The sequence below is a fragment of the Bradyrhizobium diazoefficiens genome, assembly GCF_016612535.1.
GTDB classification, from domain to species: domain Bacteria; phylum Pseudomonadota; class Alphaproteobacteria; order Rhizobiales; family Xanthobacteraceae; genus Bradyrhizobium; species Bradyrhizobium diazoefficiens_C.
This window is the reverse complement of record NZ_JAENXS010000002.1, coordinates 1,129,414-1,144,913: the sequence shown is the minus strand read 5'-3', so window position 1 is coordinate 1,144,913 and position 15,500 is coordinate 1,129,414. Positions and strand designations below refer to the sequence as shown.

Sequence of the window (15,500 nt, the reverse complement as noted above, 5' to 3'; positions counted from 1 at the left end):
CTGCTTCGATTTGTCGCGCGGCATTTCAATCATTTCAGATTCGAAATTTTAGAATCGATTTGATCTGGAGGGATTCAAGTGGTCCTCCGCATCTCCTCGCATTGACCTGATTTTTCGTGACCGATAGCACCGCCCCATCGTTCGTCGCGCATGTTGCGTATTGACGAATTTGAAATGGGATGCACTGGAATGGGGCAGGCGGTGGCTCCGCGATCGTTGCGTGCGATCACGGGAAGAAATTCATTTGACGAGAAGCTCGATGGCAATTCCGGCAAGGCGGTGTCGGCCGTTGCTGGCCTGATTGCGGTGGCGTCGGTGTCGAGCGGCGCACAGGCGCAGCAGTCGAACCTGCCGCCGGTGAATGTCGATGCTCCGGTCGAGCGCCCGCGTCCGGCAGCTTCGAAGCCGACGCCGGAGCAGATCCGCGCGCGCAACGCGCTTCGCCGCGCCACGCAGCGCCAGCAGACGCAGCAGCAGGCCGCGGCCGCGGCCGTCGCGCCGCCCCCGGTCGGTGCGGTCGATCGCAATCCCTATGCCGATCCGGCCGCGCCCTACAAGGTCGACCACGTGCAGGCTTCCGGCAAATTTCCCGAGCCGATGCTCAACACGCCAAAGACGATCACGGTGCTCAGCAAGGAAGTGCTCGAGGACAAGAACGCGACGACGCTGAAGGAGATCGGGCGCTCGACTGCAGGCGTGACGCTGGGGTCGGGCGAGGGCGGCAACGCCTTCGGTGACCGCTTCTTCATCCGCGGCTTCGACGCGCGCAACGACGTCTTCATCGACGGCATCCGCGATCCGGCGGTCTCTATCCGCGAGAACTTCTTCACTGAGCAGATCGAGATCCTGCGCGGACCGGCATCGTCCTATGCCGGCCGCGGCACCGCCGGCGGCGCTATCAACATCGTCACCAAGCAGGCCGGTGACGTCAACTTCAAGCGGATGGATACCGAGTTCGGCACCGACAGGACCAAGCGCGTCACGCTCGACGTCAACCAGGTCATCGACCCGACCTTCTCGGTGCGCACCGGCGGCATGTTCCAGGACGCCAATGTCGCCGGCCGCAACTACGTGACCGATGATCGCTGGGGGACTTTCCTCTCGACCAAGTACACCCCCACAAACGACATCAAGATCACGACCAACTACGTCCATACCGATCTCAGCGGCCTGCCGGATTTCGGCGTGCCCTACTACAAGCAGGGCAACGTGCCGGTGACGTCGGCCGGCATTCCGCGTGGCACCTGGTACGGCTTCCTCAACCGCGACTTCCAGACCGCGCGGCAGGATTTCGGCACCGCAACCGCCGAGTACAAGGTCAACGACGCCATCACGCTGACCAGCAAGGTGCGAGGCGAGCATTCACTGCTCAACTACATCGGCACGCTGCCGCAGAACCCGGTCACGACCAACGTCAATCCGCTACTCTGGACCACGACGGCGAGCGCGCAGAGCCGTTACCAGACCGTGGATGTGTGGGCCAACCAGGACGAGGCTACGTTCAAGCTCGACACCGGCGGAGTCAAGCACACCGCGGTGCTCGGCGTCGAATACACCGACGAGAATGTCTCGATCGACCGTTACTCGGGTCTCGCATCGGAGCTGGCCGGCTCCGGCTTCACCAGCAGCGGGGCCGTCTCGGGGGTCAATCTCTACTCCCCGCAGTACACTTACGTCGGCGGCTTCGGCACGCCGTCGCTGACGGGCAATCCGACGCGCTACGGCGTTAACACCAGCAGCGTCTACGCCATGGACACTGCGAACTGGCAGGACACCATCATTGTGAACGGTGGTATCCGCTACGACGGCTACAGCATGAGCTCGTCCACCAACTCGGCCTATCTGAAAATGAACTCCGATCTGGTCAACTACAATGTCGGCCTGGTCTACAAGCCGATGTCGATCGGTAGCCTCTATGCTGCCTATGCAACCTCGGCGAATCCATTCGGGTCGGAGCTTGACGCGACCGGCACCGATTACGGTGGCGTTCCCGCCAACACGACCGTTCTGCTGGGGCCCGAGCGCAACAAGGCGGCCGAGCTCGGCACCAAATGGGAGCTCGCGGATCGTCACCTGCTGGTCTCTACGGCGCTGTTCCAGACCACGAAGGACAATGCGCGCGAGACCAACGCCGCGGGCATCCTCACCTCGGGCGCGGCTTACCGGATCCAAGGCATCGACATCGAGGCAGAGGGCAAGATCACCGATCGCTGGAGCATCTTCGGCGGCCTGGTGCTGATGCAGTCCAAGGTCACGCAGAGCAACATCGCCTCCAATCTTGGCCTGCAGCTTGCCAACGTCGCGCACCAGTCGTTCAGCATGCTGACCAAGTACAAGTTTGACGGCGATTGGGAAGTCGGCGGGCAGGCGGTGTACCGCTCGAAGGTCTATGGCGGAACGTTCGCGGCCAACACCGGCAATGAGCTGCCGAGCTACTGGCGCTTCGATGCGTTCGTCGAGAAAAAGATCGACAAGAACTGGACCATGAAGTTCTACGCGCAGAACCTCACCAACAAGCTCTATTACGACACGCTCTATCGCAGCGCCGTGCCGTTCGTCGCGGTCGCGCCGGGGCGGGCGTTCTATCTGATTACGACGGCCAAGTTCTGATTGCCGTCCAAATTGGGAATGCCTGCCATGGCAGGCATTCCGTTACTCCAACCGATCGCGACGCGCGAGATCGGCATATCGAGGAGAGATATCGAGGCCAGTTTAGAACGCTTACAAACTCGAGTTTAGAACCGTTTCAAACTGGAGTTTAGAATCGTTTTGATCTGGACCGATTCAAAGATCCGACAGCCGTGATTGCGTTGACCCACTTTATCCCGCTCGATACGACCAGTGTGCCGCATTGTCGCAATGCGACACACTGCGGAAATGGAAATAAGGTGGGGCGTAGGATGGGTATGGCACGGGCTCCGCGGTCGTTGCGTTCGACAGCGGCGCGGCAAGCATTTGGCAGAAATTTCGATGTTGCTGCCGGCAAGACTGTTTCCACTGTTGCAAGCCTGATTGCCGTCGCGTCCGTATCGAGCGGAGCGCAGGCACAGCAATCAACCTTGCCGCCCGTGAACGTCGACGCGCCGAAGGAGCGGCCGCGCTCGACCGCTGCGAAACCGACGGCCGATCAGGTCCGCGCCCGCAACGCGTTGCGGCGTGCCGCACAGCGCCAGCCGGCCGCAGCCGCCCCGGTAATCGATACGCCCGCGCCTGCGCCCGACCGCAATCCCTATGCGGATCCGGCTGCGCCCTACAAGGTCGATCACGTGCAGGCCGGCGGCAAATTCCCGGAGAAGCTGGTCGACACGCCGAAGTCGATCACCGTCCTCAGCAAGGAGGTGCTTGCGGACAAGAACGCGACCAACTTGAAGCAGGCCATCCTCAGCACGGCCGGCGTGACGCTGGGCTCGGGCGAGGGCGGCAACGCCTTCGGTGACCGCTTCTTCATCCGCGGCTTCGACGCCCGCAACGACATCTTCATCGATGGTGTGCGTGATCCCGGCGTCAGCGTCCGCGAGAACTTCTTCACCGAGCAGGTCGAGATCCTGCGCGGTCCCGGTTCGACGTTCTCCGGCCGCGGTGTCGCCGGTGGTGCGATCAATATCGTCACCAAGCAGGCGAACACGGAGAGGAGCTTCTACAACATGGACACCTCGTTTGGCACCGACAAGACCAAGCGGGTGACGCTCGACATCAACCAGGTGATCAATCCAACCTTTGCGGTACGTGCCGGCGGGCTGTTCCAGGATGCGGACGTCGCGGGGCGCGACTTTATCACGGATGACCGCAGCGGAGCTTTCGTCGCGACCACGTGGAAGCCCGTCGACGCCGTCAAGGTGACCACGGACTACATCCATACGTATCAGCATGGCATCCCGGATTTCGGCGTGCCGTATTACCGCCCGGGATCGACCGGCGTCGGCGGTCAGCAATTCAGTACCACCGCAGGCGGTCCGTTCCCGGATTTTGGTTCCAGCCGCAATAATTTCTACGGCTTCGTCAACCGCGATTTCTTCAAGGTCAAACAAGACATCGGAACGGTGGGCGCCGAGGTCTATGTCACGCCAGATCTCGTTCTCACCGACAAGATCCGCGCATCGCGCTCCGTCAACGACTACATCGGAACGCTGGCGGAATCTCCCATCGCCACGATTCCGTTGTCGGCTTCGACCGTGACCCTCAATCCGCAAAGCCGCTACCAGGTCACCAGTGTTCTGGCCAACCAGAGCGAGGCGACCTACAAGTTCGACACGGGCGCGTTCAGGCACACCGCGCTCGGAGGCCTCGAGATCTCACGCGAGACGTCATTCATCGACAAGTATGCCGGGTTGGATTCGGAAGTGACGACGGGCCCGGCGTTCACGCCCGGCGGTTCAACCTCGGGCGTCAGCGTGTTCGCGCCGCAATACACCTTCCTCAACACGTTTGATGCGCCGCGAATGCTGGGAGCGCCGACCAACCTCTCGATCGACACCAAGAGTGTCTATCTGATGGACAGCGCCAACTACCGCGATCTCGTCATTCTCAATGGCGGCGTCCGCTACGACGACTACACCATCAACAGCAGCGGTTACGGTTCGGTCGGCGGGAAGCAGACCTTCGGTACGCAGAGCGCCGATTTCGGCATGCCGAACTTCAACCTCGGTATCACGCTGAAGCCACTGCCGAACGGCAGCGTCTACGCGGCCTATGCGACGTCGTCGAATCCGGTGGGCGCCGAGTTCGATGGCACCAGCACGGCCTATGGTGGCCTTTCGCCGGTTCTCAACGGCAGCTCGAACCAGATCTTCGGGCCCGAGAAGAATACGGCGATCGAGCTCGGCACCAAGTGGGAGCTGTTCGATCGCCATCTGTTGCTGACCGCCGCGTTGTTCCAGACCGAGAAGGAAAACGCGCGCGAGTCGCAGAACGTCACCGCGGCGACCGCAAGCGCGACTTGTCCGTATCCTCCCGCGACAACGGGCACCGTGTCCTGCATCACCGCCGGTGCTGCCTATCGCATCCGCGGCATCGACCTCGGCGTCGGCGGCAAGATCACCGACAAATGGAGCGTGTTCGGTGGTCTCGTGCTGATGCAGTCGGAGGTGACCAAGTCGCTGGCGCCGTCGGCGCAGCCGTCGCTCTATCCGACCAATGTCGGGCGTCCGCTCGCCAACATCGCGCACCAGTCCTTCAGCATGCTGACCAAGTACCAGCTCACCGACGTCTGGGAGCTGGGTGGGCAGGCGGTCTACCGCTCGCAGATCTACGGCGGAACCTTGCTCGCGGCGAACCAGGGGACCTCGATCCCCGGCTACTGGCGCTTCGATGCCTTTGCGGAGGCGAAGATCAACAAGAACTGGCGGATCAAGCTGTTCGTGAACAACATCTTCGACAAGCGCTATTACGACGCGCTGTACCAGAGCGCTACGCCCTTCGTGCTGGAGGCACCGGGACGCGCCGCCTATCTGGTTCTTTCCGCGCGATATTGATGGAGACATAACGAGGTGCCATGCTGACATGCATAGACGGCGTTCTGAGCAAGGACGATGTGGCGGAGTTTCGCCGCATCATCGACGCCAGCGAATGGGAAGACGGCCGTTCCACCGCGGGCGCGCAGTCAGCAATGGTCAAACGCAACGAGCAATTGCCGCCGGATAGCGAGGTCGCGCGAAAGCTCGGCAACCGCATCATTTCGGCGTTGACGTCGAATCCGCGGTTCCTGGCGGCGGCGATCCCGCTCCAGATCTTTCCGCCGCTGTTCAACCGCTATGCCGCGGACAGCGGCCATCATTTCGGCCTGCACGTCGACAATGCCATCCGCGGCGACCGCCTGACCGGCCTTCGCATCCGCACGGACCTCTCGGTCACGCTGTTCCTCAGCGAGCCCGAGGACTATGATGGTGGCGAACTTGTGATCGAGGACACCTACGGTTCGCACGAGGTCAAGCTGCCAGCCGGGAACTGCGTGCTTTATCCTTCGACCAGCCTCCATCTCGTCACCCCGGTGACGAGGGGCGCGCGGGTTGCGTCTTTCTTCTGGCTCCAGAGCATGATACGGGACGATCAAGCCCGCAGCATGATCTTTGACCTCGACACCGCCATTCAGGCACTGGTGCAACGGCTCGGGCGTGACGATCCCGAAACGGTCAAATTAACGGGTATCTATCACAATCTCATTCGCAGCTGGGCCGAAGTATGAAGATCACATCTTTCCAAGCAAGCCTCGCTGCAGCCGTGCTGCTGATGTCCACCTGGCTCGCAGTTCCTGTTTCTGCCCAGACACAGACCCAGCCGGCTGCGCCGGCCCGGCCTGTTGCACCCGTGGCGGCTCAGCCAACTCCGGCTGTTGCAGCACAGCCAATCCCGATTGCTGCGCCTGCGGCATCGACTACGGCCCCCGCGGCTGCTGCGCCTACGGCGGTGGCACCCAGTGCAGCTTCGACCGATGCTGTCGTGGCCCCGGCATCCGAGGCTGCGCCGAAAGCCGGTATCGCGCCGGCCATGAAGGAATTGTCGCCCTGGGTGATGTTCATGTCGGCGGACATCATCGTGAAGGCGGTGATGATCGGGCTTGCCTTCGCATCGCTCATGACCTGGACCGTCCTCATCGCCAAATCGATCGAGCTGTCGGTCGCGTCCGGCAGCCTGCGTTCGGCGCTGAGGAAGATCGCCGAGGCGCGCTCGCTCGCGGAGGCGCAAATGGCGCTGGGCGCCAAAGCGGGCATCCTTCCGTCGTTCCTGGCGGCGGCATTGCGCGAGGCACGGATGTCAGCCGGCCTGTCCAGCGACACCGGCATCAGGGAGCGCGCCGCCTCGAGCTTTTCGGAGATCACGCGCGCGGAGGCGCGGCGCATCCGCATCGGCATGGGCGTGCTTGCGACCATCGGCTCGACGTCGCCCTTCGTCGGCCTTTTCGGCACGGTGTGGGGCATCATGAACAGCTTCATCGGCATCTCGAAGTCGCAGACCACGAACCTCGCCGTCGTCGCCCCAGGCATCGCCGAGGCGCTGCTCGCCACCGCGATCGGCCTCGTTGCGGCCATTCCTGCCGTCATCATCTACAACCATTTCTCGCGCGTCACGAAGAGCTATCTCGAACTCGTCAGCCGTGCCTCGGGCGCGGCCGCGCGGCTGCTCTCGCGCGATCTCGATCGCAGCCACGGCAGCGCGCATTCCCGTGCGGCGGAGTAGGCCATGGCTGTTTCGCTCACGGACGACGATGACGACGACGATTTTTCCGAGACGCATGACATCAACGTCACGCCGTTCATCGACGTCATCCTGGTGCTGCTGATCATCTTCATGGTCGCGGCACCGTTATCGACCGTCGATCTGCCGATCGACCTGCCGACGTCGAGCGCGATGCCGCAGAAGAAGCCGGACAAGCCGACCTATGTCAGCATCAAGCCCGATCTGACGCTTGCGATCGGCGAAAACGCGGTCAAGCGAACCGACCTGGTCAGCTCGCTTGACGGGATCGCCGACATGAGCAAGGACAAATATGTGTTCCTGCGTGCCGACAAGGCCGTGCCTTACGGCGAGTTGATGGGCGTCATGGAAATCCTGCGGTCCGGTGGCTATTCCCGGATCAAGCTGGTGGCGCTCGAAGCACCTCCTGCGGCGGCTGGGCCGGCGCAGGGGGCCGTCCAACCTTGATGGCAGCGCGATGTCCGATCCTCTGATCGATGCGAAACCGTCCCGGTGGCTCTGGATTCTGGCCGCGATGGTCGCGATCGGCCTGCATCTTGGCGGGGCCGCGCTGGCGCTCGCCAACCTGCGGTCCGATGACGGTGACGATGGCCTCGGCGCCAACGGCGCGGAATACGCCGTCGAGATGACCTCGCCGAAGCTCCCTGAGACCGATCTGCCGCCGGGACCGGACAGCGAAGCCTCGCAGTTCCAGCCGCAACAGATGCAGCAGCAGGCCGAGGTGAAAGAGACCGATCTGCCGAAGGAAATCCCTCAGGAAGCCGAAGACCCGGATCGGCTCGTCACCGAGAACGACTCCAAGAAGCCGGTCGAGGACACCACGAAGGTCGCCAAGGTCGAGACCCAGGCCGTCGAGGAGATGCCGAACGCCCAGGATTCGGCGAGGCAGGCGCTCGACGAGAACGCGCGGGAGGACGAGAAGGCGGCTGCGCCTCACCACGGCATCGGCAAGGACGTTCGCAAGCTGACGGCCGAATGGGGCAAGCGGATCAGCGCCTATTTCGAGCTTCACAAGCGCTATCCCAAGAACAAGAGCAAGACGACGACGGTCAAGCTCAGCCTGGTCCTGAACCGGCGCGGCAATGTCGTCTCCGTCGATGTGGCCGAATCTTCGGGCGATCCCGTCTTCGACAGCGAGGCCGTATCCATGGTGCGCCGTTCGGATCCCGTGCCGGTCCCACCGGCCGAACTCACGGACGATCAGTTCTCGTTCAGCCTGCCGGTGAATTTCAAGAAGCCGCCGAAATAGCCGGGCGGCGCTCAGCGCCAGTAGTACTGGATCGAGACGTAGACCACGACCAGGCAGGCGAAGATCAGCGCCACCGGGAGAGGGCGCTTCTCGGTTCCCCCAAACTTCGCCGCCCCGAACATGCTGGCCTTCTTCGGTTTGGGAGTCGGGCGCCGGAAGGCGGTAACATTGTCCGCCACCGGCTCGGCCGGCCGCGTGCGCACATCGGGCGGGTTCCCGGCGCCTCCCATCTCCAGATAATAAGACTTGTAGACCTCGGCGATGGCGACCTCGGTCGCCTCGGCCTCGTTCATCCGATCCAGGAGCTTCTTGTAGCCGTCGAGGAAGCCCTGTGCGTCCGGAGGCAGCGCCGACAACCCATTCAGCTTGGCCATCATCTTCCAGGTGGCGAAATCGGCGCGGGCACGGGTGTCGGCGCGTCGCGCGATCAGCATATCGGCAGCTTTGACCAAGTTGGCCTCTAGCCCTTCGGCTTTGACTTTAAGTGCATCGTCTTCAAGTGTCGCTTCAACTACGCATTGCCGGTCAGCAAGAGAACAGCTTGAATCACATAACCGGTCAACGTTCGCAGTATTGCTGAAATAACATCAAGATTTAGACCGAACTGGGAACCCGCCAGCGGCAGCAGGATCAGCAGCGCGATCAGGATCATCATGCCGAACGGCTCGAGCCGCGACAGGGGCAGGGCAAGCGGCCGGGGCAACAGCCCGACCGCGACCCGTCCGCCGTCGAGCGGCGGGATCGGCATCATGTTGAAGACCGCCAGCACGGCGTTGATCAGCAGTGCATTCTTGAGGTTGTCGAACATCCATTGCGCCGATCTGGCGGGCGCCCAGGGCAGGGCGTGGAGGGCGATGCCTGCCACGAGCGCCAGCAGGATGTTGGTGACGGGACCGGCCAAGGCCACCCAGACCATGTCCAGCTTCGGGTTGTTGAGATTGCGAAAATTCACCGGCACCGGCTTGGCATAGCCGAACAGGAACGGCGAATGCGCAAATAGCAACATCGCCGGCAGGATCAGGGTGCCGAACGGGTCGATATGGCGAAGCGGGTTGAAGCTGACGCGCCCGAGCTGCCAGGCGGTGTTGTCGCCGAGCCGGTGCGCGACGAACCCATGCGCCGCCTCGTGGAAGGTGATGGCGAGCACCAGCGGCAGCACCCATACCGAGAGGTCATAGAGAGAAATGTTCACGGCGCGTCTGTCCCGGTTTTGCCTGCCGCCTTGCAGACGACCGAGCCAAACCGGCGGTGCAGCAACGCTTCAGGTCAACATAGGGTGGCCGGTTCCGAAATGCCACGCTGCAAATGATCGGCGAGCAGCGCAGCGGCCCGCGACAGGCTGCGCGCGCGGTGGAGGCGGATGTCGGCCATAGGCAGCGGTGGCAGGCCGTCGGCCGGGCCGAGAGGGCGAAGGCGGGGTGGCAAGGTGCCGGCCTTGACCACGGTGACCGCGAGGCCCTGTGCCGCGATTGATTCCACCGCCGCCAGTGTCCGGCTGACAAAGGCCAGCCGCCACGGCCGGCCGGCGCGATCGAGCGCCTCCGCCGCCCATTGGCGAAACAGGCAGCCGGGCGGATAGAGCGCAACAGGCAAGGTCTCCTCCGCCGTGGCTCGACTGGAGGCGGCGGCTGCCCACACGGCCTGCTCGCGTCGCAACAGTTCGCCGTCGCCACGCCCTTGCGGGTGCATGGCGATGACGAGATCATAGGCGTCGCCGAGTCGTGAGGGCATGGTCACGGTCAGGCCGGTCTCGATCTCGACCCGGACTGCCGGATGGTCCTTGGCGAAGCGTGCGAGCAGGGGCGGAATGACGATCGTGCCATAATCGTCCATCACGCCGAGGCGAACAAAGGCTTCCGGCTTGCGCGCGCGCAGCGCGCCGACCGCCTCCGCATGGAGGGCGAGGATGCGCTGCGCATAGGCGCGGAGCTCATCGCCCGCGGCGGTCGGTACGACGCCGGCCCTATTGCGCTGAAACAGTTTCGTGCCGAGCCGCTGCTCGAGGCGCTTGACCTGCACGCTGACCGCCGACTGGGTCCGGTTGAGTCGATCTGCCGCGCGCGTGAATGAGCGATGCTCGGCGACGGCGAGAAAGGCCTTCAGCAGATCGGGATCGAGATCGGGTGCGGTCATGACGAAGCGTAATCTTAGCATGATGGAAATTCCATTCCCAGTTTCGGCGCACTCCGTATGTTCTCTGCAAAGGCTTTCGACGGGAGGGATCGTGGACGAAATTCTCGGAGTTCTGGCCGCTGTGCTGTCGAGCGCGCTGGGCGGCACCTCGATCGGCGCCACGCGCTATCTCGTCGGTAGCATCGATCCGCTGGCGATCGGCTCGTTCCGGTTCGGCATCGGCCTTCTCCTGCTGCTGCCGCTCACCTTGCTGCGCAGCGATCGCTGGCCAGAGCGAGGCGACTGGGCTGCGACCATCGGGCTCGGTATCCTGTTCTTCGCGCTGTTTCCGATCCTGTTCAACGCGTCGCTGATCTTCACGACAGCCGCGCGTGGGGCGCTCGCGCTGTCGACGCTGCCGCTACTGACGCTGGTGATCGGTGCCGCACTCGGCAGCGAAGCACTGACCTGGCGCAAATCGATCGGCGTCGTGGTGGCAACGCTCGGCGTGGCCATCGCGCTGCTCACCGATCTCGGCTCGGCGCCGTCGGGCGCCTGGCGCGGCGATCTCCTGATGATGGCGGCCGCGTTGTGCATGGCGCTGTATGGCATCTGGTCGAAGCCGCTGATCCGGCGATCGAGCCCGATCGCCTTCACGACCATGAGCATGGCGGCAGGGGCGCTATGTCTCGTCCTGCTCTCGTGTGTCCGCGACAGCTTCGCGCCCATCGCAGGATTTGGCGCGCCGCAATGGCTCGCGGCGCTCTATCTTGGCGCGTTCGGTGCGGCGCTGACCTTCTATCTCTGGGCCTTCGCGCTGGAGCGGACGACGCCGACGCGCGTCGCGATCTCGGTGACCGTCAATCCGGTCACGGCATCGCTGGTAGGGGCCTGGTTGCTGCACGAGCCGCTGCGCTGGAATCTCGCCGCCGGCATCGTCGCGGTCTTTGCCGGGATCTGGATCGCGACGACGACCGGCCGACGAGCCGCGACGGCCTCACAGCAAACCTGACGTCAGGCCGGGATCGTTCCCTGATATTGTGTGAGGCCGTCGTCGAGCTTCAGCCAGGCGAGCTTTTCCGAGACCCAGATGTGCTCGGTCGGGGCAAAGGCGTTGCGGTCGTCGAAAGTCGCGAGCGCGACGCCCGCTAGCGTGCCGTTGCGACGCCATGCAAACAGGCGTGTGCCGCAGGTCTTGCAGAACACGCGGTCGATGTTCTCGGACGACGCATAGCGCCCCGTCACACCCTCGACGGTCAGTGCGCGCTGGTCGAACTGGGCGCGCGCGAAGTAGGGCGAGCCCATCGCCTTCTGGCAGATGCGGCAATGGCAGATGCGCACGTTTAGCGGCTCGCCTTCCGCCTTGAACCGCACCGCGCCACAGAGGCATCCACCTTCCCGGATCATGGGATTCCTCAATAAGTTGCGCGTCCGCCCGAGATGTCGAACACCGCGCCGGTCGAGAACGCGCAGTCCTCGGATGAAAGCCAAGCCACCATCGCGGCCAGCTCTTCGACCAGTACGAAGCGGCCTTTTGGAATCTTCGACAGCATGAAATCGATGTGCTGCTGCGTCATCTGGTCGAAAATAGCAGTCTTCGCCGCCGCCGGCGTCACCGCATTCACGAGAATGTCATGCGCGGCGAGCTCCTTGCCGAGCGACTTCGTCAGCGCGATCAGGCCGGCCTTGGAAGCCGAGTAGTGCGAGGCGTTCGGATTGCCCTCCTTGCCGGCGATCGAGGCGATGTTCACGATCCGCCCGTATTTCTGCTTGAGCATCGTCGGCACGATGGCCTTGCACACGATGAAGGGGCCGTCGAGGTTGATGCGCAGCACCTTGCGCCATTCCTCGAGATCGGTCTCCCAGACCGGCTTGTTCACGCCGGCGATGCCGGCATTGTTGACGAGGATGTCGATCTTGCCGAAGGCGGCGAGCGTCGCGTCGCGCGCCTGCTCGACGCCGGCGGTGTCGGTGACGTCGACCTTGAAGACGCGGACGTTGTCACCGATCTCCTTCGCCGCCTTCTCGGCCAGCGCCGAGTCGAAATCCCAGATCGCGACCTTTGCGCCGGAGGCGACGAAGCGCTCGCTGATGGCACGGCCAAAACCCTGAGCGCCGCCGGTGACGACAGCGACGCGGCCGTGGAGATCAATCCTGTTCATCAGATGTGATCCTGTTCGATGCCTTGGGCGTCAGAGCATGTAGCCGCCATCGACGACGAGGTCGACGCCGGTGGTGAAGGCGCTCTCGTCGCTGCCGAGATAGACCGCCATGGAGGCAATCTCGTCCGCAGTGCCGAGCCGGCCCATCTTCTGGCGGGAGACGAACATTTCCTTGCCCTGCGGTCCTTGCGCGGCGGCGCGATCGAGCATCGAGGGTGTCTCGACGGTGCCGGGGCAGATCGAGTTGCAGCGGATGCCCTTGGTGATGAAGTCGAGCGCGACCGCGCGGGTCAGCAGCGACACGGCAGCCTTCGAGGCGCTGTAGACGTAACGGTTGGCCGGCGGCCGCAGCGCTGCGCAGGATGAGATGTTGACGATGCTGCCGCCCCCGCCTGCGAGCATGTCGGGCAGGAACGCCCTGATGGTCCGGTGCATCGACTTGACGTTGAGGTCGAACGAGAAGTCGAAATCCTCTTCCGAGCAATCCAGGATGGTGCCGTGGTGGACGAAGCCGGCGGCGTTGAGCAGGACGTCGATCTTGCCGACCCGTTTTGCAAATGCGTTGACGTCGGCGGTGTTGCGAACGTCGAGTTTTGCGACCTCGGCGATGCCTTCCTTGGTCAGGCCCGCGATGCCGCTCTCGTTGATGTCGGTGGCGATGACGGTTGCGCCTTCACGCGCGAATGCGAGGGCGCATGCGCGCCCGATGCCGGCTGCCGCTGCCGTGATGACGGCGCGCTTTCCCTTGAGGCGGTCTGCCATTTTCTTGTTCTCCTTGGTTTCTTTAATGCCGCAGCGCCGTAGCCCGGATGGAGCGCTTGCGTAATCCGGGATTCTGCATTCGCGGATGGTGAACCCGGATTGCGCTGCGCTCCATCCGGGCTACGTGGTGCTCAAATCAGTGATTATCCCGCGCCACACCAAAGGTGCCGGCGACGTTCTGGTAGCGCGTGGCGATTTCCACGCAGGCGCCCGTGGCATGCTGGCCGACGGTGTTGCGATAGAGTTCCTGCCACGGCGTCTGGTTCGGCGGATGCTTGAAGCCGCCATTGGCCATGAGTTCGGCGTGGCGCTTCTTCACCTCGTCGTCCGGGATCAGGATGTTGGCGCTGCCCTTGTTGAGGTCGATACGCACCTTGTCGCCGTTCCTGAGGATCGCGAGCCCGCCATTGGCGGCGGCTTCCGGCGAGGCGTTGAGGATCGAGGGCGAACCCGAAGTGCCGGACTGGCGGCCGTCGCCGATGCAGGGCAGGGCGAGGATGCCGCGCTTGATCAGAGCTGCCGGCGGCTGCATGTTCACGACCTCGGCGCCGCCGGGATAGCCGATCGGCCCGGTGCCGCGAATGAACAGCACGCAGTGCTCGTCAATGTCGAGCGAGGCATCGTCGATCCGCGCGTGATAATCCTCCGGTCCCTCGAACACGATGGCGCGGCCCTCGAACGCGCCAGGGTCCTTCGGATTGCTGAGATAGCGATCGCGAAACTCCTTCGAGATCACAGAGGTCTTCATGATCGCGGAATCGAACAGATTGCCCTTCAGCACCAGGAAGCCGGCATCCTTCACCAGCGGCTTGTCGTAGGCCCGGATCACGTCGTTGTCCGGCGCCGGCGCGTCCTTGCAGTTCTCGCCGATGCCGCGGCCGTTGACCGTGACCGCGTCCTCATGGATGCGCTTGTGCTTCATCAGTTCGCGCACCACCGCCGGCACGCCGCCGGCGCGGTGGAATTCCTCGCCGAGATAGAAGCCGGCCGGCTGCATGTTGACGAGCAGCGGCACGTCGTGGCCGAATTTCTGCCAGTCGTCGATCGACAGCTCCACGCCGATGTGGCGGGCGAGCGCATTGATGTGGATCGGCGCGTTGGTCGAACCGCCGATCGCCGAATTGATCACGATACAGTTCTCGAACGCCTTGCGCGTGAGAATGTCCGAGGGCTTGAGGTCTTCCCAGACCATCTCGACGGCGCGCTTGCCGGTCTCATATGCGATTTGGCCGCGCTCGCGGTAGGGCGCGGGAATTGCCGCGCAGCCCGGCAGCGAGAAGCCGAGCGCTTCGGCAAGCCCGTTCATGGTCGAGGCCGTGCCCATGGTGTTGCAATGGCCGACCGAGGGGGCCGACGAGGCCACGATCTCCATGAACTCGTCGTAGTCGATCTCGCCGGCAGCGAGCCGCTCGCGCGACTTCCAGACGATGGTGCCGGATCCGGTGCGCTCGCCATTGTGCCAGCCATTGAGCATTGGGCCGCCCGACAACACGATCGCGGGCAAATTGACGGTCGCCGCCGCCATCATGCAGGCGGGCGTGGTCTTGTCGCAGCCGGTGGTCAGCACCACGCCGTCGAGTGGATAGCCGTAGAGGATCTCGACCAGGCCGAGATAAGCGAGGTTGCGGTCGAGCGCAGCGGTCGGGCGTTTGCCGGTCTCCTGGATCGGATGGGTCGGAAATTCCATCGCAATGCCGCCGGCCTCGCGAATGCCTTCTCGGACACGGTGCGCGAGTTCGATGTGGTGGCGGTTGCAGGGGGAGAGGTCGTTGCCGGTTTGCGCAATGCCGATGATCGGCTTACCGGACTGAAGCTCGGCGCGGGTGAGGCCGTAGTTCAGATAGCGCTCCAGATAGAGCGCGGTCATGCCGGGATTATGCGGGTTGTTGAACCATTCCTGCGAGCGAAGGTGGCGGCGGGCGCCGTTACCGGCGGGCGCGTGCCCATTGGTTGGCTTTTTTGTCATTGGTTTCTCCTTCAATGCAAACGCACGGGCCGACGTCGGGATGTCGATCGGTGCGATG

At 63.6% G+C, this 15,500-nt stretch carries 14 protein-coding genes; 7 read left to right on the top strand and 7 right to left on the bottom strand.

The window, feature by feature from the left end:
- Positions 1-189: 189 nt before the first annotated feature.
- The 6 genes from JJE66_RS22330 (at position 190) to JJE66_RS22305 (ending at position 8,440) form a co-directional block, all read left to right on the top strand.
- Positions 190-2,610 carry a TonB-dependent siderophore receptor gene (locus tag JJE66_RS22330; RefSeq protein ID WP_200516649.1) on the top strand — a complete coding sequence of 807 codons (2,421 nt, stop codon included), beginning with the start codon at positions 190-192 and terminating at the stop codon, positions 2,608-2,610.
- A gap of 290 nt (positions 2,611-2,900) precedes the next feature.
- A complete protein-coding gene (locus JJE66_RS22325) occupies positions 2,901-5,471 on the top strand; it encodes a TonB-dependent siderophore receptor (RefSeq protein WP_200516648.1) in 2,571 nt (856 codons plus the stop codon).
- 20 nt (positions 5,472-5,491) lie between these two features.
- Positions 5,492-6,181 carry a Fe2+-dependent dioxygenase gene (locus tag JJE66_RS22320; RefSeq protein ID WP_200516647.1) on the top strand — a complete coding sequence of 230 codons (690 nt, stop codon included), beginning with the start codon at positions 5,492-5,494 and terminating at the stop codon, positions 6,179-6,181.
- On the top strand, positions 6,178-7,173 hold the full coding sequence (gene exbB, locus JJE66_RS22315; protein ID WP_200516646.1) for a tonB-system energizer ExbB: 996 nt from the start codon (positions 6,178-6,180) through the stop codon (positions 7,171-7,173). The genes JJE66_RS22320 and exbB overlap by 4 nt, the downstream gene beginning before the upstream one ends.
- Positions 7,174-7,176: 3 nt before the next feature.
- Complete coding sequence (exbD, locus tag JJE66_RS22310; RefSeq protein WP_200516645.1) at positions 7,177-7,638, top strand: TonB system transport protein ExbD; 462 nt, start codon at positions 7,177-7,179, stop codon at positions 7,636-7,638.
- 10 nt (positions 7,639-7,648) lie between these two features.
- On the top strand, positions 7,649-8,440 hold the full coding sequence (locus tag JJE66_RS22305) for a TonB family protein (protein WP_200516644.1): 792 nt from the start codon (positions 7,649-7,651) through the stop codon (positions 8,438-8,440).
- An 11-nt stretch (positions 8,441-8,451) separates the two neighbouring features.
- On the opposite strand, the gene JJE66_RS22300 is transcribed toward JJE66_RS22305, so the two are convergent.
- The 3 genes from JJE66_RS22300 to JJE66_RS22290 form a co-directional block, all read right to left on the bottom strand.
- On the bottom strand, positions 8,452-8,874 hold the full coding sequence (locus tag JJE66_RS22300; RefSeq protein ID WP_200518660.1) for a hypothetical protein: 423 nt from the start codon (positions 8,872-8,874) through the stop codon (positions 8,452-8,454).
- A 77-nt stretch (positions 8,875-8,951) separates the two neighbouring features.
- Entirely contained in the window at positions 8,952-9,632 is a 681-nt protein-coding gene (locus JJE66_RS22295) for a site-2 protease family protein (protein ID WP_200516643.1), read from the bottom strand.
- A 74-nt stretch (positions 9,633-9,706) separates the two neighbouring features.
- Positions 9,707-10,573, bottom strand: a complete 867-nt coding sequence (locus JJE66_RS22290; protein ID WP_200518658.1) for a LysR family transcriptional regulator — start codon at positions 10,571-10,573, stop codon at positions 9,707-9,709.
- Between the two features lie 91 nt (positions 10,574-10,664).
- Between JJE66_RS22290 and JJE66_RS22285 the strand changes: the two genes are divergently transcribed.
- Complete coding sequence (locus JJE66_RS22285; RefSeq protein ID WP_200516642.1) at positions 10,665-11,564, top strand: DMT family transporter; 900 nt, start codon at positions 10,665-10,667, stop codon at positions 11,562-11,564.
- A gap of 2 nt (positions 11,565-11,566) precedes the next feature.
- Here JJE66_RS22285 and JJE66_RS22280 read toward each other — a convergent pair whose 3' ends face one another.
- The 4 genes from JJE66_RS22280 to JJE66_RS22265 all read right to left on the bottom strand — a co-directional run bounded on the left by JJE66_RS22280 (position 11,567) and on the right by JJE66_RS22265 (position 15,442).
- Positions 11,567-11,959 carry a GFA family protein gene (locus tag JJE66_RS22280; RefSeq protein WP_200516641.1) on the bottom strand — a complete coding sequence of 131 codons (393 nt, stop codon included), beginning with the start codon at positions 11,957-11,959 and terminating at the stop codon, positions 11,567-11,569.
- Positions 11,960-11,967: 8 nt separating this feature from the next.
- Complete coding sequence (locus tag JJE66_RS22275) at positions 11,968-12,714, bottom strand: SDR family NAD(P)-dependent oxidoreductase (RefSeq protein WP_200516640.1); 747 nt, start codon at positions 12,712-12,714, stop codon at positions 11,968-11,970.
- A gap of 30 nt (positions 12,715-12,744) precedes the next feature.
- Positions 12,745-13,476: an SDR family oxidoreductase gene (locus tag JJE66_RS22270; protein ID WP_200516639.1), complete on the bottom strand. Its 732-nt coding sequence runs from the start codon at positions 13,474-13,476 to the stop codon at positions 12,745-12,747.
- Between the two features lie 136 nt (positions 13,477-13,612).
- Positions 13,613-15,442: an IlvD/Edd family dehydratase gene (locus JJE66_RS22265; protein ID WP_200516638.1), complete on the bottom strand. Its 1,830-nt coding sequence runs from the start codon at positions 15,440-15,442 to the stop codon at positions 13,613-13,615.
- Between the last annotated feature and the right edge of the window lie 58 nt (positions 15,443-15,500).

Bases quoted from the DNA above. Each gene is read 5' to 3' on its own strand.
- JJE66_RS22330 (WP_200516649.1), top strand. From the start codon at position 190: ATGGGGCAGGCGGTGGCTCCGCGATCGTTGCGTGCGATCACGGGAAGA.
- JJE66_RS22325 (WP_200516648.1), top strand. From the start codon at position 2,901: ATGGGTATGGCACGGGCTCCGCGGTCGTTGCGTTCGACAGCGGCGCGG.
- JJE66_RS22320 (WP_200516647.1), top strand. From the start codon at position 5,492: ATGCTGACATGCATAGACGGCGTTCTGAGCAAGGACGATGTGGCGGAG.
- exbB (WP_200516646.1), top strand. From the start codon at position 6,178: ATGAAGATCACATCTTTCCAAGCAAGCCTCGCTGCAGCCGTGCTGCTG.
- exbD (WP_200516645.1), top strand. From the start codon at position 7,177: ATGGCTGTTTCGCTCACGGACGACGATGACGACGACGATTTTTCCGAG.
- JJE66_RS22305 (WP_200516644.1), top strand. From the start codon at position 7,649: ATGTCCGATCCTCTGATCGATGCGAAACCGTCCCGGTGGCTCTGGATT.
- JJE66_RS22300 (WP_200518660.1), bottom strand. From the start codon at position 8,874: ATGCTGATCGCGCGACGCGCCGACACCCGTGCCCGCGCCGATTTCGCC.
- JJE66_RS22290 (WP_200518658.1), bottom strand. From the start codon at position 10,573: ATGACCGCACCCGATCTCGATCCCGATCTGCTGAAGGCCTTTCTCGCC.
- JJE66_RS22280 (WP_200516641.1), bottom strand. From the start codon at position 11,959: ATGATCCGGGAAGGTGGATGCCTCTGTGGCGCGGTGCGGTTCAAGGCG.
- JJE66_RS22275 (WP_200516640.1), bottom strand. From the start codon at position 12,714: ATGAACAGGATTGATCTCCACGGCCGCGTCGCTGTCGTCACCGGCGGC.
- JJE66_RS22270 (WP_200516639.1), bottom strand. From the start codon at position 13,476: ATGGCAGACCGCCTCAAGGGAAAGCGCGCCGTCATCACGGCAGCGGCA.
- JJE66_RS22265 (WP_200516638.1), bottom strand. From the start codon at position 15,442: ATGACAAAAAAGCCAACCAATGGGCACGCGCCCGCCGGTAACGGCGCC.